Source organism: Pseudoalteromonas piratica, from assembly GCF_000788395.1.
GTDB classification, from domain to species: domain Bacteria; phylum Pseudomonadota; class Gammaproteobacteria; order Enterobacterales; family Alteromonadaceae; genus Pseudoalteromonas; species Pseudoalteromonas piratica.
This window is the reverse complement of sequence record NZ_CP009888.1, coordinates 2,275,709-2,301,967: the sequence shown is the minus strand read 5'-3', so window position 1 is coordinate 2,301,967 and position 26,259 is coordinate 2,275,709. Positions and strand designations below refer to the sequence as shown.

The following is a 26,259-nucleotide window of genomic DNA, read 5'->3' as shown; positions in this document are numbered from 1 at the left end:
TCACCATGATCAATAAACTTTTAATAGCAAACCGCGGTGAAATTGCGTGTCGCATTATTAAAACAGCACGTCGTTTAGGCATTAAAACTGTTGCGGTTTATTCCGATGCTGATATTCATGCAGAGCATGTAAAGGCAGCGGATGAAGCCTACCATATTGGCGCAGCACCAAGTCGTGAATCGTATTTAGATGGCGATAAAATTATTAATGTTGCGCTTAAAGCAGGCGTAAATGCAATTCACCCAGGCTATGGCTTTTTATCAGAAAACACGCATTTTGCTGATAAGTGCGAGCAAAACAACATTATTTTTATCGGCCCAAGCAGTGAAGCGATTAACGCAATGGGATCAAAGTCGCGCTCAAAAGAGCTGATATTTGAAGCCAATGTGCCGCTTGTACCCGGTTACTATGGTGAAAACCAAGACCCAGCATTTTTACTTACAGAAGCGGAAAAAGTAGGTTTTCCCGTTTTAATTAAAGCGACCTATGGCGGTGGCGGTAAAGGTATGCGTGTGGTGCGCGATAGCGCATCATTTAACAAAGAGTTAGAAGGTGCAAAGCGTGAGGCACTTGCTGGCTTTGGTAACGATAAAGTGCTGATTGAACGCTATGTTGAGGCGCCTCGTCACGTAGAAGTACAAGTTTTTGCAGATAACTTCGGTAACTGTATCTATTTAGGCGATCGCGACTGTACACTGCAGCGTCGTCACCAAAAAGTGATTGAAGAAGCCCCTGCGCCAGGTTTAAGCGCAGAGCTTCGTAAAGAAATGGGAGAAGCGGCGGTACGCTGCGCTAAAAAAATTAACTATAAAGGCGCAGGTACCGTTGAATTCTTATTGTGTGGCGATGAATTCTTCTTTATGGAGATGAATACACGCTTGCAAGTAGAACACCCTGTTACTGAATGTGTGGTAGGTCAAGATTTGGTAGAATGGCAATTAGCTGTTGCTAGTAACGAGCCACTTCCACTAGAACAAGACCAAGTTGTGATTTCTGGCCATGCTTTCGAAGCACGTATCTACGCAGAAGAGCCAAGTGATGACTTTATGCCATCTTCGGGTTTATTAAGCCTATTTGATATGCCAAATGAGCATACAAGTGATCTTTCAGCAGTAAGAATCGATACGGGTGTAATTGAAGGTTCTGAAATCTCGGCATTTTACGATCCGATGATTGCGAAACTGATTGTGCATGGTGCAAATCGTAACGTTGCGTTACGCCAGCTATCACTTGCCCTTGAGAAAACAGCCATTTCAGGTGTTGCGACTAACGTAAGCTTTTTGCATACCTTAGCAAATCACCCAAGTTTTATTGAAAGCCCAACTAGCACCCATTTTATAGATGATCACATCAGTGAACTAACGCAAAAAGATGAACAAGAACAGACTCTGCAATTAATAATGGCGGCGCTTGTTTATATTAATGCGAATACGTGTCAAACAAGTACATCACCTTGGAATACACTCACCGCTTTTAGCTTAAATGCCAGTAATCATTACACCTTTCCATTTGTAGATTTTGACCTTGAATGTCAACGTAATAACGATGCTATGACCTTGGTTTACGATACTGAACACTTTGCAGTAAATGCCGATTTTAACGGTAACAACCTCACTGCATTTATCAACGGTGAGAAACACACCGCAAAGTTTGTATTAGATGAGCAGTCTATTGCGATTATGCACAGCGGAAACACCCATCAATTTGCATTAAAGAGTAAGCACTATGTAGCTGAAAAGCAAAACGATGGTAATAGTTTACAAGCACCACTTAATGGCACTGTAGTCAAGCAAGTGGCAAGCGTAGGCGATAACCTTAAACAAGGTGATGCGGTTATTATTATTGAAGCGATGAAAATGGAATACACCTTAACGGCACCATTTGATGGCCAGTTAAGCCAATTTTATTTTGCTGAGGGCGATCTTGTATCGCACGGTGACCTACTTGCTAAAGTTGAGGAAGCGTAATGCAACCAAAGTTTGTAAAAGTAGTTGAAGTAGGCGCTCGTGATGGCTTGCAAAATGAAGGTTCAGTTTCAACCCAAGATAAAGTATTGCTGATTAACGCGCTTGCAAAAGCGGGTGTTAAGCATCTCGAAGCCGGCGCATTTGTGTCACCTAAATGGGTGCCACAAATGGCAGATTCTAGCGACGTATTAAGTCAAATTGATAAAACTGTGCTCACTACATTCAGTGCGCTTACTCCCAATTTAAAAGGTGCTGAGCTTGCATTTAATGCAGGCGCAAATGAATTTGCGATATTCACGGCGGCAAGCGAAGCCTTTACACAAAAAAACATTAATTGTTCAATTGATGAATCAATAACACGCTTTCAACCTGTAATGGATTTTGCTAAACAACATAATATTCCAGTACGCGGTTATGTGTCGTGTGTTATGGGTTGCCCCTACGATGGTGCTGTTAGCCTTGATACTGTTGTAAAAGTAACCAAAAAGCTGTTATCTATGGGCTGCTACGAAGTATCGCTGGGTGATACCATAGGTGTTGGCACACCTCAATCTACCGAACAATTATTAAACGCCCTGCTTGAGCAAGTATCAGCTGACAAGTTAGCTGTACACTTTCACGATACCTATGGCCAAGCACTTGCTAACGTGTATACCGCGCTTAATATGGGCATTAAAACCGTTGATTCAGCGGTTGCGGGCTTGGGTGGCTGCCCTTATGCCGCTGGTGCGTCAGGAAATCTTGCCACTGAGGATTTAATTTATATGCTTAATGGACTTGGCATTGAGCATGGAATTGATTTAGAAATGCTAGCCCAAGCAGGTTGGCAAATTAGTGAAGCATTAAATAAACAACCAACAAGTAAAGTTTCACTGGCATTAAAAGCCAAACTAACTTAACCGATTTCTCGCCCTACTCGTTCAGGAGAATTTTATGGCAGGTTTTAATAAGGTCGTCGACAATTACCAAGACGCACTTGAAGGCATTAAAGACGGCGATACTGTTATCGCAGGCGGATTTGGCTTATGTGGTATTCCAGAGGGCTTAATCGCAGAAATTAAACGTAGAAAAACCACTGATCTAACCGTGGTTTCAAATAACTGTGGTGTGGATGATTTTGGCTTAGGTATTTTATTACACGACAAGCAAATTAAAAAAATTATCGCATCATATGTCGGTGAAAACGCCATTTTTGAACAGCAGTTACTTAACGGTGAAATTGAAGTTGAGCTAACGCCGCAAGGTACGCTTGCTGAAAAAATGCGTGCTGGCGGTGCCGGTATTCCTGCATTTTATACCGCAACAGGTTACGGTACGCCGGTAGCTGAAGGCAAAGAAGTAAAAGAGTTTGACGGTCGCCCGTATATTCTTGAAGAATCAATTACCGGTGAATTTGCCATTGTAAAAGCGTGGAAAGCAGATCGCTACGGTAACTTAGTGTTTCGCCACACAGCAATGAACTTTAACCCAATGGCCGCTACAGCAGGCAAAATTACCGTAGCTGAAGTAGAAGAGATTGTTGAGCCAGGTGAACTATCACCAAGCGAAATCCATACTCCGGGCATTTATGTTAACCGCGTGATTAAAGGTAACTTTGAAAAACGCATCGAACGTGTAACTACAAAAGATTAGGAGGCAACATGGCGTTATCAAGAGAACAAGTTGCAATGCGTGTTGCACAAGAACTTCAAGACGGTTATTACGTTAATTTAGGCATTGGTATTCCTACCTTAGTGGCAAACTATGTACCCGATGGTATGGAAGTAATGCTGCAGTCTGAAAATGGTTTGTTAGGTATGGGGCCATACCCTACTCGTGACCAAGTTGATGCGGATATGATCAACGCGGGTAAAGAAACCGTTACAGCAGCCACAGGTGCGGCAATATTTAATAGTGCCGAAAGCTTTGCAATGATCCGTGGTGGTCATGTAGATTTAACAGTACTTGGTGCCTTTGAGGTTGATCAACAAGGAAATATTGCTTCTTGGATGATCCCGAAAAAGCTCGTGAAAGGCATGGGTGGTGCAATGGATTTAGTGGCAGGTGCAAAAAATATTGTAGTTACCATGACCCACGCCAATAAGCACGGTGAATCAAAGTTACTTGAATCATGCACGTTACCACTGACAGGCGTCAACTGCGTTAAGAAAATCGTAACCGATTTAGCCGTGTTAGAAGTAAAAGACGGTGCATTTTATTTGTTAGAGCGCGCACCTGGTGTAAGTGTTGATGAAATTATCAGTAAAACGGCTGGTAAGTTAATTGTTGAAGGTGATATTCCTGAAATGACAGTGTAAACCGCTTACACACTAACAGTTCCTCATTCCCGGTGTAATGAACACTGAGAAACCCAACAAAAACCCCTCAATTGAGGGGTTTTTTCTTTTAAACCTATCGACAAAACGACTTAATAAATTTATCACGTCGCATTAAAAGGCTATTAAATGTCTTTGTTGAAGCCAAAATCTAGTTTTTTGATTAACTGCATAAACTAGCTCAAAAACACTTTTTTGTTCGAAAAATGCACTAAATTGTCGATTTGATAATATTCATTGTAAATCATCGTTAATTATTAACAATCCAATCGTTGAAAGTTTATTTTTTTAAAGAATGCACAATCAAATTGATTAATCATTATTTTTTGTTCATTTTGATGTGACATTTGATTTTTGGTTTGGTACAAATTAATTAACAAACTTATCCAAGATAAGAAAAATTGACAGGAATGAGGAAAGAAGTATGTGTTCAATTTTTGGCGTACTAGACATTAAATCTGATGCAACGCAGTTGCGTTCACAAGCAATCGAAATGTCGAAGTTACTTCGTCATCGTGGCCCAGATTGGTCGGGCGTATATTCATCAGAAAAAGCAATTTTGGTACACGAACGTTTAGCCATCGTTGGTGTTTCAAGTGGCGCGCAACCACTTTATAACCCTGAGCAGACACACGTACTGGCAGTAAACGGTGAAATTTATAACCACAAACAATTAAAACAAGATCTAAGCGTAGACTTTGAGTTTCAAACTGAATCAGATTGTGAAGTATTACTGGCACTTTATAAACAGAAAGGCCCTGAATTCTTGGATGACTTAAACGGTATTTTTGCATTTTGTTTATACGATGAAGAAAAAGACGCATACTTAATTGGCCGTGACCACATTGGTATTATTCCTCTTTATACTGGTCATGATGAGCATGGTAACTTTTATGTTGCATCTGAAATGAAAGCACTTGCACCTATTTGTAAAACCATTGAGGAGTTTCCTCCAGGTCATTACTTATGGAGTCAAGACGGTGAAATTCGCCCTTATTACGCACGTGATTGGCAAAGTTATGATGCGGTAAAAGATAACGAAGCAAAAGTAAGCGATGTAAAAGAAGGGTTAGAAGCGGCAGTTAAACGTCAATTGATGTGTGATGTGCCTTACGGCGTATTATTATCGGGCGGTTTAGATTCATCGGTAATCTCAGCAATCACGCAAATGTTTGCCGCTAAACGTGTTGAAGATAACGATGAATCGAGTGCTTGGTGGCCTCAGTTACACTCTTTTTCTATTGGCTTAGAAGGTTCGCCAGATCTAGCCGCTGCACAAAAAGTAGCAGACAGCATCGGCACAGTACACCACCCTATTACCTTTACAATTCAACAAGGTATCGATGCGCTTAAAGAGGTTATCTACCATATAGAAACATACGATGTAACTACCATTCGTGCGTCTACGCCGATGTATTTGATGGCACGTTATATTAAAGCCATGGGCATTAAAATGGTGTTATCGGGTGAAGGTGCAGATGAGTTATTTGGCGGTTATTTATATTTCCACAAAGCGCCAAATGCGAAAGAGTTCCATGATGAATTAAACCGAAAAGTAAGTAAGTTACACCAATTTGATTGTTTACGTGCAAACAAATCGATGGCAGCTTGGGGTGTTGAAGCGCGAGTACCATTCTTAGACAAAGAATTTGTTGATACCGCAATGCGTATCAACCCTGAAGGTAAAATGTGTAAAGAAGGTAAAATCGAGAAACACATTATTCGTGAAGCATTCGATGGCTACCTACCAGATGAAGTATTATGGCGTCAAAAAGAGCAGTTCTCGGATGGCGTTGGTTATAGTTGGATTGACACCTTAAAAGAGCATGTTGAATCAATCGTAAGTGACCAAATGATGGAAGCTGCTGCGTTTAAGTACCCGATTAACACGCCACAAACAAAAGAAGCCTATTACTATCGTTCAATTTTTGAAGAGCACTTCCCTGGTGATGCTGCAGCGAAAACTGTACCACATGGTAAGTCGGTAGCTTGCTCTACTGAAGCTGCTCTTGAATGGGATGAAAGCTTTAAGAACAACGCCGATCCATCAGGTCGTGCAGCGGGTGTTCATAACGAAGCCTACTAAAATTTGTTATAAAAAAACCGGCAATAAGCCGGTTTTTTTATTATTTCAAACTATGCATTTTGTGATTGTGCTTTTTTACGCGCGGCCTTTTCTGCTTTGCGTTTCGCGATTGTTTCTTGTGCTTCGTTACCAATATGACCTTCGCCACGCGCTTTAGCTAATTCTATTTGCTTTTGACGCTCAGCAAAGCGCTCTCGTTGCTCATCACTTACTGTGTCAATACAATGATGACACGATAAACCTTCTTGGTAAGCATCGAGTTGCTTTTCATCTTCGGTAATTGGCATACGGCAGGCGTGACATTGGTCATAAGAGCCTTTGTTTAAGTCATGATCTACCGCAACACGATTATCAAATACAAAACATTCACCTTTCCACATGGTTTCTTCTTTCGGTACTTCTTCTAAGTACTTAAGAATACCGCCTTCAAGGTGATAAACTTCTTCAAAGCCTTGTTCTTTCATATAGGCTGTTGATTTTTCACAGCGAATACCACCGGTACAAAACATAGCAACTTTTTTATTTTTACTAGGATCGAGGTTCTTCTCAGCCCACTCAGGAAATTCTCTGAAGGTTTTAGTTTTTGGATCTACTGCGTTTTCGAATGTACCAATTTCAATTTCATAATCGTTACGCGTATCTACCAATACCACATCTGGATCTGAAATTAGGGCATTCCAATCTTTTGGTTTTACATAAGTACCAACCACTTCTTTTGGGTCAATACCTTGAACACCCATGGTAACGATTTCTTTTTTAAGTTTTACTTTTGTACGGTAAAAAGGACATTCATCGTCAAAAGATTCCTTAGATACAATATTATCAAGCCCTGGTTGCTTATCTAACCAAGAAAGTAATGCATCGATACCTTCTCTTTTTGCAGCAACGGTACCGTTAATACCTTCTTCGGCTAAAAGTAACGTGCCTCGCACATTATTTTGTTCCATTGTATTTAATAACGGTTGACGTAATTCTTTGTAATTAGACAAAGATACGAATTTATAAAGGGCACACACGACGTATTGTTGAGACATAATTAACCTAATGTTTAGCTTTAAATAATAACCGGAACGTAAATCCGGCGCCAAAATGGGTCGCTATTGTATCAGAAACTTACCTAGGTTCAATTGGGTTGGCTATAATTCACACAGTTAAAATACGTTATTAGCTATGTTTTTGTGTTTCATGTAAAATATGGCCTTATTTTTTGCCACAATCGCATTTAGTGGAGAGACACATTTGTCATTTGTAGATCTTGGCGTTGATAAACGCATCGCAAGTCAACTTTCACATATTGGTATATCAACACCGACAGATATTCAGCAACAAGCAATTCCCGTTGCAATCGCAGGTCATGATTTACTTGCTCAATCTAAAACAGGCTCAGGTAAAACATTTGCTTTTTTATTACCTGCAATTACTCGTTTAAGTAAGCAAAAAGCACTGAGTAAGCGAGACCCTCGCGCTTTAATTATTACGCCAACACGTGAGCTTGCAAACCAAGTATATAAACAACTTACGTTGATTATTGCTGGCACTGCATTAAAAGCAACAAAAATTGTCGGTGGTGATAACTATAATGACCAAGTAAAGGCTTTACGAAAAGATCCACAATTTGTCGTGGCAACTCCAGGTCGATTATGTGATCACCTGGATGATAAAAATTTCTACTTAGAAGGCCTTGAGCTGCTTATTTTAGATGAAGCTGATCGTGTTTTAGAACTTGGCTTTAAAGAACAAATAGAGCGCATAAATGAAGCTGCTAATCATCGTCTACGTCAAACCTTATTTTTTTCTGCCACCTTGGAACATGCCGAGGTTGATGCCCTATCGCGCAATTTATTAAATAATCCTAAGCGCGTTACTATCGATGCGAGTACCCAAGAGCACAAAGATATTACACAAAAATTCTATTTAGCAGATCACCTAGATCACAAAATTGAATTATTAAAAGCTGTAACTAAGCAATCAAATTCTGGCCAACAAATTATTTTTACAGCAACCCGAGAAGATACTGCGAAGCTCTCAGAGATTCTAGAAGAAAGTGGATTTAAGACCTTAGCATTGTCAGGCGAAATGAACCAAAGTAAACGTAATTCAATTATGGATTCGTTCTCTCGAGGTCATGCGCAAATATTGGTAACAACTGATGTTGCCTCTCGAGGTCTTGATCTATTAAACGTGTCTCAAGTAGTCAATTTTGATTTACCTAAGCAGGCAGAAGAATATGTTCACCGTATCGGAAGAACAGGTCGGGCTGGATTTAAAGGTACAGCGTTATCGTTTGTCAGTGCAAAAGATTGGCAAAGCTTTAAAGCGATTGAGAGTTATTTATCTAAACGTATTGGCTTTTCTGAATTAGATGGTTTGGTTGGTAAGTTTAAAGGTTTTAAAGAGAAAACTGAGACTGTTAAAAAAACGAATACGCCAAAAAATGCCAAAAAGTCGTCTCAACATTATAAAAAATCGTTTAAAAAACCTCGTAAAGCAAAACAAGTGAAAGCGATACCTGCTCCATTTGATGTTGATGGTGTTGCACCATTGAAACGCAGTAAATTGAAGGAAGATGAATAATGAGCATTCAACTTGGATTAATTAACAATTTAGTTGTAAATGAGATTGCCTATGAAGGTGCTTATTTAACAGATGCTCAAGGAAATGGGGAAGTCTTTTTAAAAAAAGAAGAACTACCTGAGGGGTTATCAATAAATCAGACTCTTGATGTTTTTGTTTACGAAGAACAAGGTAATTTAACCGCTACGACAAAAACGCCAATTGCTCAATTAGGTGATTTTGCCCTTCTTCAAGTGACTTCTATCAATAAAGTTGGAGCTTTTGTCGATTTGGGAATTGGTAAAGAATTGCTCGTTCCTTTCAATGAACAAAAACCAAAATTTGAATTATCGAGATCTTATCTTGTAAAACTCTATTTGGATAAAGCATCACAACGTTTATGTGGTTCATCGAACTTAAATAAATTTGTTAAACAAGAATCCGATAGGATTAAGAAATCACAAGAAGTTTCTATTATTGTTGCTGGTCGAACAGATCTCGGTTTTAAAGTAATCGTTAACAATGAATTTTGGGGCATGATATTTACTGATCAAGTGTTCAAGCCTCTTTTTATCGGCCAAAAGCTGCAGGCATATGTTGCAAAGGTGCGCGAAGATGGAAAGTTAGACATTCGTTTATCTAAGCCAGGGGTTGCCGGTTCAAGTGAATTATCAGATGTTATTTATGAAAAACTAGTTTCAGAGAATGGCGTGATCCATCTTGGTGATAAATCTGATCCTGTAGCCATTAAAAAAATGTTTGGTTGCAGTAAAGCAAATTTCAAACGTGCCATAGGTCATTTATTCAAAGAAGGGAAAATTGATCTCGCAGCAACAAAAATTAGTTTAATAAAATAAAAAAAGGCGCTTAAAGCGCCTTTTTACTAAATAGTTTTTGTATCAACGAGATATGCAAACTGATTACTTAACACACATTTTTGATAGCGTTTTCCATAATCAATAGCTTCGCTGCCATTGTCAAATTCGACTGGCGCTAAACGGAAAATTTGTAATTCACATTCATCCTGATAGGTATGAATTAAGTTTAAACACTCTTCCATTTTTTCTAAATTGGTTTCATCAGTGCCTATTGCTTGGCAACGTGCTTCAACTTGAGTATTTAATGATTGTTTCAGTTCAAATTGATTGATTGGTTGCACGTCAATTGTTTCTAATAAGGTATTAAAAGCATTTTGACGTGTTTGATTATCGAAATGTTGATAACCTAAATAAGCTGCGATAATCACAGCAGCAACAATTAATATACGCATGAAGTACTACTCTTATTATTATTTTTGCTTCAAGACTTAACACACTAATGCATTTATAAAAATGCATTAGTGTAACTACTTTAATTTAGATTAACGTAATGTATTATTGATTTCAATTAAAGTTGCTTGAGGATTTTGAGATTGCGTAATCGGACGACCAATCACTAAATAATCACTTCCCGCATCGATCGCTTCACGTGGTGTCATCACGCGTTTTTGGTCACCTTTGTCAGCTCCGGCTGGTCGAATTCCAGGTGTAACAAGTTTGAAATCCTTGCCTAACGTCTGTTTTAATATTGAAGCTTCTTGAGCAGAACATACAACGCCATCAAGACCAGAGTCTTTCGCTAATTTTGCTAAAAACTGCACTTGTTCATTAGGCGTTTTATCAACACCTAAACGTTTTAGCTCAGCTTCGTCCATTGATGTCAAAATAGTAACGGCAATTAATAAAGGTGCATCGTCGCCATATTTTTCTAGCGCTTCTTTTGCCTTTCGCATCATCTCAGGTCCACCACTTGCGTGAACATTAACCATCCATACACCTAATTCAGCTGCAGCAGTAACCGCTTTAGCAACGGTATTCGGGATGTCGTGAAATTTTAAATCGAGGAATACGTCAAACCCTAAATCTATTAGTTTTTTGACGAATTGAGGACCAAAATAAGTAAACATTTCTTTGCCTACTTTTAATCGGCAATCTGCGGGAGAAACGCGCTTTACAAAATCTAACGCTGACTGTTCATTAGCATAGTCTAAAGCAATAAGTACTTTGGCATCGTGGTTCATTAATGAGTCCTGATTTGAAAAGTTAATAAAATGTTGTTAAAACCCGTCAACACCATTTAATGGCACTATTGATTCTACATGTTTACAAGAGGGACAAAACCAATACAATTTTTTACTTGTAAACCCACAATGATTACACTGATAAAGTGCTTTTGTGGCAATGTAGTCTTGAACTAGTTTATTTACTTCTGTGAGTACAAGTTTTATATCTTGGCTTTGTTCAGACATCAGAGTTAATAAAAAACTAAAGCCTCGAATGTTCGGTTGTTTACGTAAAACTTGTTTTATGTAATTAATTGCTTCGTCATGCTTTCCTTGTTTCATTAAACTTTTACAATAATGAATCTTTATGAGCACGTTGTCGCTTTTTAAATGTTTAGATAAATGTGAAAAATAGTTTTTTTGTAAATTTAATTTTTCATAGCAAATTTCTAGTTTATCTAAGAAAATGGGTGAAAAAGCACTGTTTTTATCCAACAAGCTGCCCCAATATTTAATTGCTTGAAGGTAATCTTTTTGTTTAAAAGCATTCTCACCTAGGATAAATTTAGGTCTCACTAAATCCTGTGTAAGTTCTGTAATTGCATCAAGCTGGTTAAATTTATTTTCTAGTAAGGCTTTTTCACAGTAAAAATTAGCAACCGTTTTTTTGAGTTGGCTATTATAAAAGTCTGATTCTTTAGCTTGAAACAGTTCAATTCCCTTGTCCCAGTCATGACTTTGTAAATAAAGCATCATAAGCTGGCAGAGCGCATTTTTATCTTCGAGAGAATATAAGTAAACGAGATTATCCTCTGCACGATCTAATAATCCGGCCATCATATAATCTTGAGCCAACTCATACAGAACATGTTTTTTTTGCTCTAATGACAGTGCATCATGCTTAAGTAATAACTCATGAACTTTAATTGCCCTATCCAATTCACCACGACGTCTAAAAAGCGTAGCTAATGTAAGATAGTGTTCTACTGAGTTTGCTGAGATTTCGAGTAAGCTAATCAGGTGCTCTAGCCCCTGATCTTCTTCGCGATCAAGTAAGAACTTTAGACCTTTACTGTATTCATTAATGATTTCTTGATTGTGTTGTTGTGCTTCATTACTTGCGTTGTTTTTCCCCATCACATAACCATATGCTGCGGCAACAGGTAACAACAAAAACAGCAATTCGATCATTAACTATCCATGATTTTGTGAAGAAAGCTTCTGGTTTTGTCTTCTCAATTGACGATTTTGCAGTTTAGCTTTTGACAATAGAACAGTACTTAATGCGATACCAAGAAATAACCCTAGTGCACAGCAAATACTTATTATGAAAGCGAGAGGAATTTCTGCACTTGCTATTATAAAGTTTATTTGGACTAAATGAGGGTTTTGCGAACCCAAAACAAATAGCAAAAATAGCAAGCACAGGAGAAAAGTGGTTTTGAGAATTTTTGTCAAAATAACCCCAAATTATGCAATACTTGCATTTACGCGATCGCGTAATTCTTTTCCTGGCTTAAAGTGTGGTACATATTTACCTTGTAGCTCAACTTTATCACCCGTTTTAGGGTTACGACCCACACGAGGAGCGCGGAAGTGAAGTGAGAAACTGCCAAAACCACGGATTTCAATTCTATCTGAACTAGATAAAGAATCAGCCATAAGTTCTAACACTTCTTTTACTGCGTTTTCTACATCTTTCGCTGGAATATTTGCGTGCTGTTCAGCAAGTTTTTCAATCAGTTCTGATTTTGTCATGTAAGTACCCTTTATAATTGTAATAGGAAGAGCAGCTAAGCCGCTCTTCCAAGTCGACTAATTAGTCTTTTTGAGCATTTTTGAAAGCTGCAGCCATAGCGTTTTCGAACTGTGGCTCTTCTTTCTTAAGCTTGTCTAGAGCTTCTTTCTCTTCAGCTTCTGAAATTGCTTTGATTGATAGGCTGATAGCACGGTTCTTGCGATCAACACCAACAAACTTAGCTTCTACTTCGTCACCTACAGAAAGTACTGTTGAAGCGTCTTCTGTACGCTCAACTGCAACGTCAGCTACACGGATGTAACCTTCAACGCCTTCGATAAGCTCAACTGTAGCGCCTTTAGCATCAACTTCAGTTACTTTACCTTTAACAATAGCACCTTTTTTGTTTGCGTCCAGGTAGTTATTGAAAGGATCAGCTTCGATTTGCTTAACGCCTAGAGAGATACGCTCACGCTCTGGGTCAACTTGTAAAACGATAGCTGTGATTTCGTCACCTTTCTTGAATTCACGTACAGCTTCTTCGCCTGGCGTGTTCCAAGAAATGTCTGAAAGGTGAACTAGACCGTCAATGCCGCCTTCTAGGCCGATGAAGATACCGAAGTCAGTGATTGACTTGATCTTACCAGTAACTTGGTCGCCTTTGTTTTGTAGACGAGCAAATTCTTGCCATGGGTTAGCTTTACATTGCTTAAGACCTAGAGAAATACGACGACGCTCTTCGTCGATTTCAAGAACCATAACCTCAACAGTGTCACCTAAGTTAACAACTTTTGAAGGGTGGATGTTCTTGTTAGTCCAATCCATTTCAGAAACGTGAACTAGACCTTCTACGCCTTCTTCGATTTCAACGAAACAACCGTAGTCAGTTAGGTTAGTTACACGACCAGAAAGTTTAGAACCTTCTGGGTAACGACCAGCGATAGCTGCCCATGGATCTTCGCCAAGTTGCTTAAGACCTAGAGAAACACGTGTTTTGTCTTTGTCGAACTTAAGTACTTTAACTAAGATCTCGTCACCAACGTTAACGATTTCGCTTGGGTGCTTAACGCGCTTCCAAGCCATATCTGTGATGTGTAGAAGACCGTCAACACCGCCTAAATCAACGAATGCACCGTAGTCAGTAAGGTTCTTGATGATACCTTTAACTTCTTGACCTTCAACAAGGTTTGCAAGAAGTTCATCACGCTCTTGTGAGTTTTCTGACTCGATAACAGCACGACGAGAAACAACAACGTTGTTACGCTTCTGGTCAAGCTTGATAACTTTGAATTCTAACTCTTTACCTTCAAGGTGAGCTGTGTCACGTACTGGGCGCACGTCAACTAGTGAACCTGGTAAGAATGCACGGATAGTGTCAACTTCAACAGTGAAACCACCTTTAACCTTACCATTGATGATACCAGTAACAGTTTCTTGCTCTTCACATGCTTTTTCAAGACGGATCCAAGCTTCGTGACGCTTAGCTTTCTCACGAGAAAGGATAGTTTCACCAAAACCATCTTCGATTGCATCTAGTGCAACATCTACTTCATCACCAACTGCTACTTCTAATTCACCAGCAGTGTTTTTGAATTGCTCAGCAGGGATTGCGCTTTCAGATTTAAGACCAGCGTCAACTAGTACGATGTTATTTTCAATTGAAATAACAGTACCTTTAACGATTGAACCTTGTTCTGCTTCAAAACCCTTTAGGCTTTCTTCAAATAACTGTGCAAAATTTTCTGACATTATAAGTCTCTAAATAATATATCCATTTGGCTATCCTGCCGCGTGGGGTTGTTGTAAAAATTAACTTAGTCCGTTAGTTAATCAATAAATTCTTTTCAATACACAAAGACACTACTTTCTCAAATGCTTGTTTTGCATCAAGTTCTGTAGTGTCTATAACAATTGCATCTTCCGCTGGTACAAGCGGTGCCACTGGGCGATTCATATCGCGATCATCGCGGGCTTTAATATCTGCAACTAGGCTGTCTATTTTAACATCAACACCACGTTGCTTCAACTCAAGAAAACGACGATTTGCACGCTCTTCCGCTGATGCAGTTAAGTATATTTTTAAAACAGCGTCAGGAAATACAACCGTGCCCATGTCACGCCCATCTGCAATTAGGCCTGATTCATTTCTAAATGCACGTTGTCTTCGTAATAACGCTTCTCGAACACTCGGTAAAGCCGCTATTTTAGAAGCCACACCACCCACCTCTTCGGTACGAATAGATTTGGTGACGTCTTCGCCCTCTAAAACAATTTTACCATTACCAGTGTCAGTATCTACCACAAATTGCACATCTAAATTGGCCGCTAACGGCAATAAAGCTTCTTCATCTGTTGGCGCTATCATATGGTGGCTAGAAGCTAATGCTAATACACGATAAATCGCACCACTATCTAATACGTCCCAGCCAAGCTTATTTGCTAATAAACGGCAAACGGTTCCTTTACCTGAACCACTTGGTCCATCGACTGTAATAACTGGTTGATTAACCTTCATTACAACCTCCCAAAATGTACAAAACTAAAATCGCCGCGCAGTATAAGCGATAATTAAAAAATTATCGCTACTTTACGGTGAAAAAACTGTGATTTCTATCAAAGAATCTAGTTTGAAACACTTGCAAGTGTTTCAAAATATGTAGGAAATGTTTTATAGGTACATTTAGGGTCATTAATGATGATATCGTGACCGCCGACAGCAACCATTGAAAAACACATGGCGATACGGTGATCATCATAAGTATCAATTTCCGCAAGTTGTATGCTTTGTGTTGGTGTTACTTCAATAAAGTCATGTCCTTCAACAACCTCAGCACCCAGTTTACGAAGTTCTGTTGCCATCGCATACAGTCTGTCTGTTTCTTTAACACGCCAGTTATAAATATTGCGTATAGCGGTTTTACCTTCAGCAAAAAGCGCTACAGTGGCAAGTGTCATAGCTGCATCTGGAATTGCATTAGCATCAATATCAACACCCTTAAGTGCACCTTTAGATACGACTAGGTAATCATCATGCCATTCGATGTTTGCACCCACTTGCTCCATCACTTTGGCAAATCCAATATCACCTTGCACGCTTGCTGCGCCAACACCATTAATACGGATTGTGCCACCATTAATAGCAGCTGCTGCGACAAAATATGACGCGCTAGAAGCATCACCTTCTACCATAATGCGACCAGGTGATTGGTATGTTTGATTACCCTTAACGACAAACCTTTCGTAATTTTGATTATCTACAGTAATACCGAATTTAGTCATCACACCTAATGTAATATCAATATAAGGCTTTGAAACAAGCTCACCTTTAATACTAATTTCAGTATCATTTGAGAACAGAGGAGCTGCCATTAACAATGCAGTTAGAAATTGGCTTGATATACTGCCATCTATCTCAACCTTACCACCTGATAATTGCTTACCTGTAATTTTAAGCGGTGGATAATCTTTATTTTTAAGATATTCAACATCTGCATCTAAAGTATGTAACGCATCCACAAGGTGACCAATAGGCCTTTCTTCCATGCGTGGCTCACCGATTAATTCAAATTCGCCTTGTGATGTTGCTAATACAGCTGTTAGCGGGCGAAATGCAGTACCCGCATTACCTAAAAAGAGCGGCTCGTTCGGTGTATTGAACACTCCACCCTTGCCAGTGACTTGGGCAATTGTTTTGTCAGCGTTAAGTGTAACCTCTATTCCCATATCATTGAGGGCTTTTAGCATATGGCGAATATCGTCACTATCGAGCAGGTTTTCAACTTGTGTAGTACCTTCGCATAAAGCCGCTAACAATAGAATACGATTAGATAAACTCTTAGAACCAGGTAATGTTACTTCACCATTTACACGCTTAATGGCTTTTAAATGTAATTGTTCCATTAATTGTGCTCCTTTTCGAATTTATGCATAAAGTCAACCAGTGCTTTTATACCCTCAATAGGCATTGCGTTATAAATACTCGCACGCATACCACCTACCATGCGATGACCTTCAAGTGCGAGCAAACCAGCTTGTTTTGACTGGGCCAAAAATGCTTGATTGAGTGATTCATCATTGAGCCAAAATGGCACATTCATTCGGGAACGAAAATCATTGGCAACGGTATTTTTATAAAACTGACTATTATCAATAAAATCGTATAGTAACGCTGCCTTTTCGATATTAACTTGTTCTATGGCAGCGACACCACCCTGGGCTTTTAGCCACTTAAACACTTCCGCTGCTAAGTACCAAGAATAAGTTGGTGGTGTGTTATACATGCTTTCTTTTTTAGCTTCTAAAGCGTAATCGAAAATGCTTGCTTTCTGTGTGCCTTGTCGTGAAAGAAGTGACTTTTTCACAATTACAATTGCAAGGCCAGAAGGACCAATATTTTTCTGTGCACCAGCGTAGATTAAGTCAAACTGATTGACATCAATTTCACGTGAAAGAATGTTAGAAGACATATCTGCAACAATCGGGGCATCATGTTTAACGGTATCAAAAATTTCAATGCCATCAATGGTTTCATTAGGGCAATAGTGAATATATGACGCATCTTGTGGTAGCGCCCAGTGTTCTGGTTTTAAACAATTAAATTTACCATCTGCATCATTGCGAACATTGATTTCGATTGCTTGCGTAAATTTTTGTGCTTCGTTAAACGCACCATCAGACCAAATACCACTATTAATATAGACCGCTTGCTTGTTTTCAACATGAAGATTCTGCGGGACAGTAGCGAATTGCCCTCGACCACCACCGTGCATAAATAATACAGCATAGTCGTCAGATATGTTCATTAATTCACGTAAATCACGTTCGCTTTGCTCAGCAAGGGCAATAAATTCAGCGCTGCGATGGCTTATCTCCATCACATTAACGCCAAGTCCTTGCCAGTCTAAAAACTCTTTTTGCGCTTTTTCGAGAACCTCTTTGGGCAAACTTGCTGGCCCTGCACAAAAATTATATACACTCATTCCCAAAACCTCTTTTGTACATAACTTAGAAAATAAAAAAGCGGCTGTTAGCCGCTTTTAACATTGTTCATACTGTAACTGATTAAGTATCAAATTACCGCATGTGAAAGATGAATATTTTTTCTATTCAGCTGATTGCTCTGAATTATTTTCATCTGTATTTGGTGTTTCGTTGCTTTCGCTTGAAACTGCTTCATCCTCACCTTCTTCAGAAAGGAATTGAGACTCTTCAATTTCATCGATACGCTGTAATCCAACAACTTGTTCGTCTTCAGCTGTTCGAATTAAAATAACACCTTGCGTATTTCGACCAACGGTAGATACTTCATTAACACGTGTACGTACTAATGTACCTTTGTTAGAGATAATCATGATTTCATCATTATCTTCAACCTGTACAGCACCTACAACTTTACCATTACGCTCAGATACTTTAATCGATACAACACCTTGTGTCGCACGACTCTTCGCTGGGTAATCTTCAAGCACTGTACGTTTACCGTAACCGTTTTCGGTAATCGTTAAAATTGCACCATCATTCTTAGGCACAATCAATGAAACGACTTTCACATCATCAGGCATTTTAATACCACGAACACCTGTCGCAGTACGACCCATTGGACGAAGTGCTAATAATTCTTCACCCGTTTCCGGATCAAGTTTCACTTCACCCGTTTCAGAATCACGTTGCTTTTCATTAAAGCGTACTACTTTACCGTGGTCGGTAAACAGCATGATATCGTTTGTACCGTCGGTGATATCTGCACCAATTAAGCTATCGCCTTCGTTTAGGTTGATTGCAATGATGCCAGATGCACGCTGGCGGCTGTAAGCAGTAAGTGGTGTTTTCTTAACAGTACCGTTCGCTGTCGCCATTAATACATATTTATCTTCTTCGTACTCGCGCACAGGTAAGATAGTAGTAATACGCTCATCTGCTTCAAGCGGCAGTAAGTTTACAATTGGCTTACCGCGCGCAGCACGGCTTGCAAGTGGTAACTGATACACTTTTAGCCAGTACAAACGACCAGATGTAGAGAAACATAAAATGGTATCGTGCGTGTTTGCAACTAATAGGCGTTCAATGAAGTCTTCATCTTTCATCTTAGTTGCAGATTTACCTTTACCACCACGACGTTGCGCTTCATAATCAGATAGTGGCTGATACTTCACATAACCTTCGTGAGAAAGGGTTACTACAACGTCTTCTTCGTTGATAAGATCTTCAAGACTAATATCGTGCGCTGCAGCAGTGATCTCTGTGCGACGCTCATCACCAAAGTTATCCTTAATTTCAACCAGTTCTTCACGAATAACTTCCATTAAACGTTCAGGGCTTGAAAGAATGTAAAGTAACTCAGCAATCAGATCTAACAGATCTTTATATTCGTTTAAGATCTTCTCGTGTTCTAAACCAGTTAACTTGTGTAAACGTAAGTCTAAAATTGCATTTGCCTGTGCTTCTGATAAGTAGTATTGGCCATCGCGAATACCTAAATCAGCAGCAAGCCATTCTGGACGTGCTACATCATCTTCGCCTGCTTTTTCAAGCATGCCTTTAACATTTCCAAGTTCCCAGCTACGAGAAAGTAAGCCAATTTTTGCTTCTTCACGTGTTTGCGAGCGACGAATTACCTCGATAATAGGATCGATATTCGCAAGCGCGATTGCTAAACCTTCAAGGGTATGTGCTCTATCACGTGCTTTACGTAAATCAAATACCGTACGACGCGTTACAACTTCACGGCGGTGGGTAACAAACGCTTCAAGCATTTCTTTAAGGTTAAGTAGTTTTGGCTGACCATTATCTAGCGCAACCATGTTCATACCAAACACTGTTTGCATTTGTGTTTGTGCATAAAGGTTGTTTAAAACAACTTCGCCTACTTCACCGCGTTTAATTTCGATAACAATGCGCATGCCGTCTTTATCAGACTCATCACGCAGTGCACTAATGCCTTCGATTTTCTTGTCTTTTACAAGTTCGGCAATTTTCTCAATTAAACGTGCTTTGTTAACTTGGTACGGGATTTCATGAACAATAATTGTTTCTTTACCCGTTTTTTCGTTAATTTGAACTTCCGCTTTGGCACGAATGTATACCTTGCCTCGGCCAGTCTTATAAGCTTGTTCTATGCCTTTTTTACCACTGATAATACCCGCAGTTGGGAAGTCAGGGCCTGGAATGTATTCAATTAACTCGTCAATTTGAATATCTGGGTTTTCAATAACCGCTAAACAGCCGTTAATTACTTCTGATAGGTTATGCGGCGGGATATTCGTCGCCATACCTACTGCGATACCAGATGCACCATTAACTAATAAGTTAGGTACGCGGGTTGGTAACACCGCTGGAATTTTTTCAGTGCCATCATAGTTATCAACGTAATCGACCGTTTCTTTTTCAAGGTCTGCTAATAATTGATGTGCCATTTTAGCCATACGTACTTCGGTATAACGCATTGCAGCAGCGCTATCACCGTCTACCGAACCGAAGTTACCTTGACCATCTACTAATAAATAACGAAGTGAGAACGGCTGAGCCATACGTACTATCGTATCGTAAACAGCGCTATCACCATGCGGGTGGTATTTACCGATTACGTCACCTACAACACGTGCAGACTTTTTATAAGGTTTGTTCCAATCATTATTGAGTTCATTCATTGCGAAAAGTACGCGACGATGAACAGGCTTTAAACCATCTCTGACATCTGGTAGCGCACGACCTACAATTACGCTCATTGCGTAATCGAGGTATGAATTTTTTAATTCATCTTCAATATTGATTGGAAGGATTTCATTGGCGAGATCTGTCATCCGATTTCTCTTCCTTCAATCGTGTATTAATTCAGTTATTATTTTTATAACCAAAGCATGCTAACACAAAAAATCATTATTTACAGGCTGTAAGCGGTAGTCTTTTTATAAAAAATCCCTTTATAATGCCCTCAAATCACTCTGGATGCTTTTTATGACCGTTCAACAAAATGTAGATGCAAGCGAAATTGCAAAGTTTGAGGCTATGGCCGACCGATGGTGGGACCTTAATGGTGAATTTAAACCACTACACGAAATCAACCCATTAAGACTCGATTTCATTAACCTAAACAGCCAAGGTGTCTTTTCAAAAAAAGTATTAGATGTTGGCTGTGGCGGCGGAATTCTGGCTGAAAGTATGGCCAAATTAGGCGGTGACGTCACTGGTATAGATATGGGTGAAGAACCATTGAATGTGGCAAAACTCCATGCATTGGAAGTCGGTGTGTCACTTAACTATGAAAAAGTAACTGCAGAAGAGTTTGCTCTACAATACCCTGCTCAGTTTGATGTCGTAACATGCATGGAAATGCTTGAGCATGTTCCAGACCCTGAATCAGTTATTGCGTCACTTGCATCTTTGGTTAAACCTGGCGGCCATGTATTTATGTCGACGCTCAATAAAACACTTAAGGGGTATTTGTTTGCCATTGTAGGAGCCGAACATTTACTTAAAATAGTTCCTAAGGGAACGCATGATCACGATAAATTTATAAAACCGGCAACTTTAATCAATTGGGCAGAAAAATACGGATTAAAAGCACGTATTATGAAAGGCCTTAGCTATAACCCAATAGGTCAAACCTACAGCTTAACTAACGATGTTTCTGTTAACTATATGATCCATTTTGAAAAGCTGGCTTAAAACAGCATGTATCAAGCAATACTTTTTGATCTTGATGGCACCTTAATCGACAGTGCAGATGATTTAGGTGCTGCTTTGAACCATGTGTTAAAGCAAAACAATAAAGAAACCGTGTGTGCAAAGCGCTATCGAACGCAAGCATCAAACGGCACGATTGCCCTACTCAAGCTTGGCTTTGGTAGTGAATGGGAGTCGTTTGACAGACAAAAACAAGATAACCTCAAACAGTCATTCCTCAACTTTTACAGGGAAAATTTATGGTGCAAAAGCCGTTTTTATGAGGGAATTAAGCCATTAATAATGTTGTTAGATGATAAACAGATCCCTTGGTCTATTGTAACGAATAAACCAGCACATTTAACAGCCCCATTAATTGCGCAAATACCCGAATTTAAATCATGTCAAAATGTGGTATCTGGTGACACGTTAGAAAAAGCTAAACCCTACCCTGATCCTTTATTGCATAGTTGTCGTTTAATGAATGTTGACCCAGCCCATTGCCTTTATGTTGGTGATGACGAAAGAGACATTATTGCGGGTAATTCTGCGACGATGAAAACAGCTGCCGCTAAGTGGGGCTATCTTAATGGTAATGACGTTTTAAGCTGGCAATTCCACTTTTCCTTTGACTCCCCTTGGTTATTGCTTAACCATATATCTAGTTGCACTGATAAAAAATAACCACAATATATTGTGGTTATTTTATTCATGGACCCAAAAACAGTATCTTGTAAATTTGCAACAAATAAATTTTAAATATTTTTTTTTATCGTATTTTTTTCGTTGTTTTTTCACATTGGCTAAACATACTTTGCTTAACACGTTAGTGGATGCTAACACACTAGTTAGTAAAAATTTGATCGCTTATTTTCTCGCTTTTATAGGCCTTGAAAAATGACTTAGACCCCTCTATCTTGTGATCATCTGTGATGGCGACACCATATCTAGTAGCTAAGCTTAAAAAGCCACTTTTGATGATTTCGCCTGAGCCGTGCGCTAAATAATAGGACTAAAGTCCAACAACACTATTTCGACATAATAAAAATTATTTGCTCGTTTGAAGGAAATTGCAGGCATAACTATGAACCAAGAGCTTTCAGTCAGTAAACGTGACGGTCGCAAGGAACCGCTTGACCTAGACAAAATTCACCGCGTTATTGCATGGGCAGCAGAGGGCCTAAATAACGTTTCTGTTTCTCAAGTAGAATTAAAGTCACATATTCAGTTTTATGATGGTATTCGCACTGAAGATATTCACGAAACTATTATTAAAGCTGCTGCAGATTTAATTTCTAAAGAAACACCCGATTATCAATATCTCGCTGCACGTTTAGCGATATTCCATTTGAGAAAGAAAGCTTATGGCCGTTTTGAGCCGCCAACGCTTTACGATCATATGGTTAAGATGGTCGAAATGAATAAGTACGACCCTCATTTACTTGCTGATTACAGTAAAGAAGAAATCGACGAGCTCGATGCTTACCTAGAGCACGGTCGTGATCTGACTTTCAGTTATGCCGCTGTAAAACAATTAGAAGGTAAATATCTGGTTCAAAACCGTGTTTCTGGTGAGATTTACGAAAGCGCGCAGTTTTTATACATCTTAGTTGCTGCGTGTTTGTTTTCTAAATATCCTAAATCAACACGCTTGGATTATGTAAAGCGTTTTTACGATGCAACCTCAACATTTAAGATTTCTTTGCCTACGCCTATCATGGCAGGTGTACGTACTCCAACACGCCAGTTTAGCTCGTGTGTATTAATCGAATGTGATGACAGCTTAGATTCTATCAATGCAACATCTTCATCAATCGTTAAATATGTAAGCCAGCGTGCAGGTATTGGTATCAATGCAGGACGTATCCGTGCATTAGGTAGTCCAATTCGTAACGGTGAAGCTTTTCACACTGGCTGTATCCCATTTTATAAACACTTTCAAACAGCAGTTAAAAGCTGTTCTCAAGGTGGTGTACGTGGTGGCGCTGCAACCTTATTCTATCCACTATGGCACTTAGAAGTAGAAAACCTGCTTGTACTTAAAAACAACCGTGGTGTTGATGATAACCGTGTTCGTCATTTAGATTATGGTGTGCAATTTAACAAAGTAATGTATTCACGCTTAATAAAAGATGATTATATTACGCTATTTAGTCCATCAGATGTGCCTGGCCTTTATGATGCTTTCTTTGAAGATCAAGAAGAGTTCGAACGTTTATACTTACAGTACGAACAAGATGAGTCAATTCGTAAGAAGCGTATAAAAGCGATTGAATTATTCTCAATGTTTGCCCAAGAGCGTGCAAGCACAGGTCGTATCTATCTACAGAATGTTGACCACACAAATACGCACAGTCCGTTTGATTCTAAGGTTGCTCCTATTCGTCAATCTAATCTGTGTTTAGAAATTGCATTGCCTACCAAACCATTAAAACATGTAATGGATGAAGAAGGTGAAATTGCGCTGTGTACACTTTCTGCATTCAATTTAGGTGCGATCAAGTCACTTGACGAGTTAGATGAGCTCGCTGAACTTGCTGTTCGTGCACTTGATAATCTACTTGATTACCAAGACTACCCAGTACCTGCGGCTTACAATGCAACAATGGGGCGTCGTACTCTCGGTATTGGTGTAATTAACTACGCGTACTACCTTGCAAAGAATGGCGTTAAGTATTCTGATGGTTCAGCAAATGCATTAACACACCGTACGTTCGAAGCAATTCAATATTATTTAATGAAGGCATCAAACGAGCTTGCGAAAGAAAAAGGTGCGTGTCCTAAGTTTAACGAAACAACTTACGCAAAAGGTATCATGCCAATTGATACCTATAAGAAAGACCTTGATTCAATTTGCGATGAACAACTGCATTTAGATTGGGATGGTCTACGTGAAAGTATCGTGCAGCATGGTATGCGTAACTCAACGCTTTCAGCACTTATGCCTTCCGAGACATCGTCACAAATTTCTAACGCGACGAACGGTATTGAACCACCGCGTGGTCATATCAGCGTTAAAGCAAGTAAAGATGGTATCTTGAAGCAAGTAGTACCTGAATATGAGCGACTTCAAGATGCGTATGAATTACTTTGGGACATTCCAAGTAACGATGGTTACCTACAGCTTGTTGGTATTATGCAGAAGTTTATCGATCAAACAATTTCTGCAAACACAAATTATGATCCAAATAAGTTTGAAGGCGGTAAAGTTCCTATGAAGCTATTGCTGAAAGACTTACTGACTGCTTACAAGCTTGGTGTAAAAACACTTTACTATCACAACACCCGTGATGGCGCATCAGATTCTCAGGACGAGCTTAAGCCAGAGCTTGAAGATGACGGCTGTGCAGGCGGCGCGTGTAAAATCTAATCCACATCGGGCAAAGTAATCTTATTTTGCCCGTTAGTTTGTTTTCTCTAGAGTAAAAATTACTATGTCGTATTCTACATTTAGCCGCGAGCATAACGACCAATTAAAAGAACCTATGTTCTTTGGACAAACTGTTAATGTTTCGCGCTACGATCAACAAAAGCACCCTATTTTCGAAAAATTAATCGAAAAACAACTTTCATTTTTCTGGCGCCCAGAAGAAGTTGATGTAAGTAAAGACCGCATTGATTTTGAAGGTTTACCGGCTCATGAAAAACACATTTTTTTAAGCAACCTAAAATACCAAACTTTGCTTGATAGTGTTCAAGGTCGTTCACCGAATATTGCCCTACTACCAATAGTATCAATTCCTGAGCTTGAAACATGGATCGAAACATGGGCCTTCAGTGAAACAATTCATAGTCGCTCTTACACACACATAATTCGAAATGTTACAAAACAGCCTGAACTGATTTTTGACGACATTGTTACCAATGACAAAATTGCAGAGCGCGCTGAAGAAGTAACACGTTATTATGATGAATTAATCAGCTTAACCACGCTTTATAATGAATACGGCGAAGGCAAGCACCAAATTAATGGTGAAGAAGTAAAAATAAACTTGTTTGATCTCAAGAAAAAACTTTACCTTTGTATTATGTCGGTAAATATTCTTGAAGCAATTCGTTTTTACGTAAGCTTTGCGTGTTCTTTTGCATTTGCAGAGCGTGAGCTAATGGAAGGTAACGCTAAAATAATCAAGTTAATTGCGCGAGACGAAGCGCTTCACTTATCAGGTACACAACATATTCTAAATATAATGCAAGAAGGTGATGATGATCCTGAGATGGCGATTGTCGCTGCACAGTGTCGTGAAGAATCGATTGCTATGTTTAAAAAAGCAGCTGAACAAGAAAAAGAATGGGCTGAGTACTTATTTAAAGATGGTTCAATGATTGGTTTGAATAAAGACATTCTGTGCCAATATGTAGAATACATCACAAACTCTCGTATGGCAGCAGTAGGCTTACCAACATTATTTGAAACAAGTTCAAATCCGATTCCATGGATCAATGCATGGCTTGTATCAGATAACGTTCAAGTTGCACCGCAAGAAGCCGAAATTAGCTCATACCTTGTAGGTCAAATTGACGCTGAAGTTGACGCCTCTGAATTTGGTGACTTTGACCTTTAATGTGTAAAGTTACCATTGCGAATACTGATCAGAGTCTTCACTTCGACTCTGATCAGCCTAACCTTCTTACCTTCCTAGAAAAAAATCAATTAAAGCCACAGTTTCACTGTCGTGAAGGGTTTTGTGGTGCGTGTCGCTGCAAATTGAATAGCGGGCAAGTCGAATACCAGCAAGAGCCCCTAGCCTTTGTACGTAAAGGTGAGATTTTATTGTGCTGTGCAACACCTATTGATGATATTGAAATCGATATTCCAAAATTCTAATCAGTGTTCAATAGCCCTATTCTTTAACTAAGCCATGTTTATGTCATGGATTTGCAATAATCACCAAATA

The 26,259-nt window shown here is 39.3% G+C and carries 23 protein-coding genes; 12 read left to right on the top strand and 11 right to left on the bottom strand.

Going from position 1 to position 26,259, the window contains the following annotated elements:
- The first annotated feature begins 5 nt into the window (after positions 1-5).
- The 5 genes from OM33_RS10695 to asnB all read left to right on the top strand — a co-directional run bounded on the left by OM33_RS10695 (position 6) and on the right by asnB (position 6,368).
- Positions 6-1,967, top strand: coding sequence for an acetyl/propionyl/methylcrotonyl-CoA carboxylase subunit alpha (locus OM33_RS10695; protein WP_038641573.1), 1,962 nt, complete (start codon positions 6-8; stop codon positions 1,965-1,967).
- Positions 1,967-2,866 (top strand): hydroxymethylglutaryl-CoA lyase, encoded by a 900-nt coding sequence (locus tag OM33_RS10690; RefSeq protein ID WP_038641571.1) that lies wholly within the window; start codon positions 1,967-1,969, stop codon positions 2,864-2,866. The genes OM33_RS10695 and OM33_RS10690 overlap by 1 nt, the downstream gene beginning before the upstream one ends.
- A 34-nt stretch (positions 2,867-2,900) precedes the next feature.
- Complete coding sequence (locus OM33_RS10685; protein WP_010560120.1) at positions 2,901-3,599, top strand: CoA transferase subunit A; 699 nt, start codon at positions 2,901-2,903, stop codon at positions 3,597-3,599.
- A gap of 8 nt (positions 3,600-3,607) precedes the next feature.
- Positions 3,608-4,264, top strand: coding sequence for a CoA transferase subunit B (locus OM33_RS10680; protein ID WP_038641568.1), 657 nt, complete (start codon positions 3,608-3,610; stop codon positions 4,262-4,264).
- A 442-nt stretch (positions 4,265-4,706) separates the two neighbouring features.
- Positions 4,707-6,368 (top strand): asparagine synthase B, encoded by a 1,662-nt coding sequence (gene asnB / locus OM33_RS10675; RefSeq protein WP_038641566.1) that lies wholly within the window; start codon positions 4,707-4,709, stop codon positions 6,366-6,368.
- 50 nt (positions 6,369-6,418) lie between these two features.
- Here asnB and trhO read toward each other — a convergent pair whose 3' ends face one another.
- The gene (trhO, locus tag OM33_RS10670; protein ID WP_038641564.1) at positions 6,419-7,402 is read right to left on the bottom strand and encodes an oxygen-dependent tRNA uridine(34) hydroxylase TrhO; all 984 of its coding nucleotides are present in this window, start codon (positions 7,400-7,402) and stop codon (positions 6,419-6,421) included.
- Between the two features lie 205 nt (positions 7,403-7,607).
- On the opposite strand from trhO, the gene OM33_RS10665 reads away from it, so the two are divergent.
- Positions 7,608-8,942, top strand: coding sequence for a DEAD/DEAH box helicase (locus tag OM33_RS10665; protein WP_038643268.1), 1,335 nt, complete (start codon positions 7,608-7,610; stop codon positions 8,940-8,942).
- Positions 8,942-9,778 (top strand): CvfB family protein, encoded by an 837-nt coding sequence (locus OM33_RS10660; RefSeq protein WP_038641563.1) that lies wholly within the window; start codon positions 8,942-8,944, stop codon positions 9,776-9,778. The genes OM33_RS10665 and OM33_RS10660 overlap by 1 nt, the downstream gene beginning before the upstream one ends.
- 26 nt (positions 9,779-9,804) lie before the next feature.
- Here OM33_RS10660 and OM33_RS10655 read toward each other — a convergent pair whose 3' ends face one another.
- The 10 genes from OM33_RS10655 to gyrA all read right to left on the bottom strand — a co-directional run bounded on the left by OM33_RS10655 (position 9,805) and on the right by gyrA (position 20,499).
- Positions 9,805-10,191 carry a hypothetical protein gene (locus OM33_RS10655; protein WP_038641562.1) on the bottom strand — a complete coding sequence of 129 codons (387 nt, stop codon included), beginning with the start codon at positions 10,189-10,191 and terminating at the stop codon, positions 9,805-9,807.
- Between the two features lie 90 nt (positions 10,192-10,281).
- Positions 10,282-10,980 carry an orotidine-5'-phosphate decarboxylase gene (gene pyrF / locus OM33_RS10650; RefSeq protein WP_038641561.1) on the bottom strand — a complete coding sequence of 233 codons (699 nt, stop codon included), beginning with the start codon at positions 10,978-10,980 and terminating at the stop codon, positions 10,282-10,284.
- 36 nt (positions 10,981-11,016) lie between these two features.
- The gene (locus OM33_RS10645) at positions 11,017-12,153 is read right to left on the bottom strand and encodes a heat-shock protein (protein WP_038641560.1); all 1,137 of its coding nucleotides are present in this window, start codon (positions 12,151-12,153) and stop codon (positions 11,017-11,019) included.
- A 3-nt stretch (positions 12,154-12,156) separates the two neighbouring features.
- On the bottom strand, positions 12,157-12,363 hold the full coding sequence (locus tag OM33_RS22340) for a LapA family protein (RefSeq protein ID WP_234402735.1): 207 nt from the start codon (positions 12,361-12,363) through the stop codon (positions 12,157-12,159).
- Between the two features lie 69 nt (positions 12,364-12,432).
- Entirely contained in the window at positions 12,433-12,720 is a 288-nt protein-coding gene (gene ihfB, locus OM33_RS10640) for an integration host factor subunit beta (RefSeq protein ID WP_038641558.1), read from the bottom strand.
- A 61-nt stretch (positions 12,721-12,781) separates the two neighbouring features.
- Entirely contained in the window at positions 12,782-14,449 is a 1,668-nt protein-coding gene (gene rpsA / locus OM33_RS10635; protein WP_038641557.1) for a 30S ribosomal protein S1, read from the bottom strand.
- A gap of 73 nt (positions 14,450-14,522) precedes the next feature.
- Entirely contained in the window at positions 14,523-15,215 is a 693-nt protein-coding gene (cmk, locus tag OM33_RS10630) for a (d)CMP kinase (RefSeq protein ID WP_038641555.1), read from the bottom strand.
- 107 nt (positions 15,216-15,322) lie between these two features.
- Positions 15,323-16,600 carry a 3-phosphoshikimate 1-carboxyvinyltransferase gene (gene aroA, locus OM33_RS10625; RefSeq protein WP_038641553.1) on the bottom strand — a complete coding sequence of 426 codons (1,278 nt, stop codon included), beginning with the start codon at positions 16,598-16,600 and terminating at the stop codon, positions 15,323-15,325.
- The gene (serC, locus tag OM33_RS10620; protein ID WP_038641552.1) at positions 16,600-17,679 is read right to left on the bottom strand and encodes a 3-phosphoserine/phosphohydroxythreonine transaminase; all 1,080 of its coding nucleotides are present in this window, start codon (positions 17,677-17,679) and stop codon (positions 16,600-16,602) included. The genes aroA and serC overlap by 1 nt, the downstream gene beginning before the upstream one ends.
- 123 nt (positions 17,680-17,802) lie before the next feature.
- The gene (gyrA, locus tag OM33_RS10615; RefSeq protein ID WP_038641550.1) at positions 17,803-20,499 is read right to left on the bottom strand and encodes a DNA gyrase subunit A; all 2,697 of its coding nucleotides are present in this window, start codon (positions 20,497-20,499) and stop codon (positions 17,803-17,805) included.
- A 154-nt stretch (positions 20,500-20,653) separates the two neighbouring features.
- On the opposite strand from gyrA, the gene ubiG reads away from it, so the two are divergent.
- The 5 genes from ubiG (at position 20,654) to yfaE (ending at position 26,189) form a co-directional block, all read left to right on the top strand.
- Positions 20,654-21,364: a bifunctional 2-polyprenyl-6-hydroxyphenol methylase/3-demethylubiquinol 3-O-methyltransferase UbiG gene (gene ubiG, locus OM33_RS10610; RefSeq protein ID WP_038641548.1), complete on the top strand. Its 711-nt coding sequence runs from the start codon at positions 20,654-20,656 to the stop codon at positions 21,362-21,364.
- A gap of 6 nt (positions 21,365-21,370) precedes the next feature.
- Positions 21,371-22,045 carry an HAD family hydrolase gene (locus OM33_RS10605; protein ID WP_038641546.1) on the top strand — a complete coding sequence of 225 codons (675 nt, stop codon included), beginning with the start codon at positions 21,371-21,373 and terminating at the stop codon, positions 22,043-22,045.
- Between the two features lie 400 nt (positions 22,046-22,445).
- On the top strand, positions 22,446-24,731 hold the full coding sequence (nrdA, locus tag OM33_RS10600) for a class 1a ribonucleoside-diphosphate reductase subunit alpha (protein WP_038641544.1): 2,286 nt from the start codon (positions 22,446-22,448) through the stop codon (positions 24,729-24,731).
- Between the two features lie 64 nt (positions 24,732-24,795).
- Positions 24,796-25,926: a class Ia ribonucleoside-diphosphate reductase subunit beta gene (gene nrdB / locus OM33_RS10595; RefSeq protein ID WP_038641542.1), complete on the top strand. Its 1,131-nt coding sequence runs from the start codon at positions 24,796-24,798 to the stop codon at positions 25,924-25,926.
- Positions 25,926-26,189: a class I ribonucleotide reductase maintenance protein YfaE gene (yfaE, locus tag OM33_RS10590; RefSeq protein WP_038641540.1), complete on the top strand. Its 264-nt coding sequence runs from the start codon at positions 25,926-25,928 to the stop codon at positions 26,187-26,189. The genes nrdB and yfaE overlap by 1 nt, the downstream gene beginning before the upstream one ends.
- Positions 26,190-26,259 lie beyond the last annotated feature (70 nt).

Bases quoted from the DNA above. Each gene is read 5' to 3' on its own strand.
- OM33_RS10695 (WP_038641573.1), top strand. From the start codon at position 6: ATGATCAATAAACTTTTAATAGCAAACCGCGGTGAAATTGCGTGTCGC.
- OM33_RS10690 (WP_038641571.1), top strand. From the start codon at position 1,967: ATGCAACCAAAGTTTGTAAAAGTAGTTGAAGTAGGCGCTCGTGATGGC.
- OM33_RS10685 (WP_010560120.1), top strand. From the start codon at position 2,901: ATGGCAGGTTTTAATAAGGTCGTCGACAATTACCAAGACGCACTTGAA.
- OM33_RS10680 (WP_038641568.1), top strand. From the start codon at position 3,608: ATGGCGTTATCAAGAGAACAAGTTGCAATGCGTGTTGCACAAGAACTT.
- asnB (WP_038641566.1), top strand. From the start codon at position 4,707: ATGTGTTCAATTTTTGGCGTACTAGACATTAAATCTGATGCAACGCAG.
- trhO (WP_038641564.1), bottom strand. From the start codon at position 7,402: ATGTCTCAACAATACGTCGTGTGTGCCCTTTATAAATTCGTATCTTTG.
- OM33_RS10660 (WP_038641563.1), top strand. From the start codon at position 8,942: ATGAGCATTCAACTTGGATTAATTAACAATTTAGTTGTAAATGAGATT.
- OM33_RS10655 (WP_038641562.1), bottom strand. From the start codon at position 10,191: ATGCGTATATTAATTGTTGCTGCTGTGATTATCGCAGCTTATTTAGGT.
- pyrF (WP_038641561.1), bottom strand. From the start codon at position 10,980: ATGAACCACGATGCCAAAGTACTTATTGCTTTAGACTATGCTAATGAA.
- OM33_RS10645 (WP_038641560.1), bottom strand. From the start codon at position 12,153: ATGATCGAATTGCTGTTTTTGTTGTTACCTGTTGCCGCAGCATATGGT.
- ihfB (WP_038641558.1), bottom strand. From the start codon at position 12,720: ATGACAAAATCAGAACTGATTGAAAAACTTGCTGAACAGCACGCAAAT.
- rpsA (WP_038641557.1), bottom strand. From the start codon at position 14,449: ATGTCAGAAAATTTTGCACAGTTATTTGAAGAAAGCCTAAAGGGTTTT.
- cmk (WP_038641555.1), bottom strand. From the start codon at position 15,215: ATGAAGGTTAATCAACCAGTTATTACAGTCGATGGACCAAGTGGTTCA.
- aroA (WP_038641553.1), bottom strand. From the start codon at position 16,600: ATGGAACAATTACATTTAAAAGCCATTAAGCGTGTAAATGGTGAAGTA.
- serC (WP_038641552.1), bottom strand. From the start codon at position 17,679: ATGAGTGTATATAATTTTTGTGCAGGGCCAGCAAGTTTGCCCAAAGAG.
- gyrA (WP_038641550.1), bottom strand. From the start codon at position 20,499: ATGACAGATCTCGCCAATGAAATCCTTCCAATCAATATTGAAGATGAA.
- ubiG (WP_038641548.1), top strand. From the start codon at position 20,654: ATGACCGTTCAACAAAATGTAGATGCAAGCGAAATTGCAAAGTTTGAG.
- OM33_RS10605 (WP_038641546.1), top strand. From the start codon at position 21,371: ATGTATCAAGCAATACTTTTTGATCTTGATGGCACCTTAATCGACAGT.
- nrdA (WP_038641544.1), top strand. From the start codon at position 22,446: ATGAACCAAGAGCTTTCAGTCAGTAAACGTGACGGTCGCAAGGAACCG.
- nrdB (WP_038641542.1), top strand. From the start codon at position 24,796: ATGTCGTATTCTACATTTAGCCGCGAGCATAACGACCAATTAAAAGAA.
- yfaE (WP_038641540.1), top strand. From the start codon at position 25,926: ATGTGTAAAGTTACCATTGCGAATACTGATCAGAGTCTTCACTTCGAC.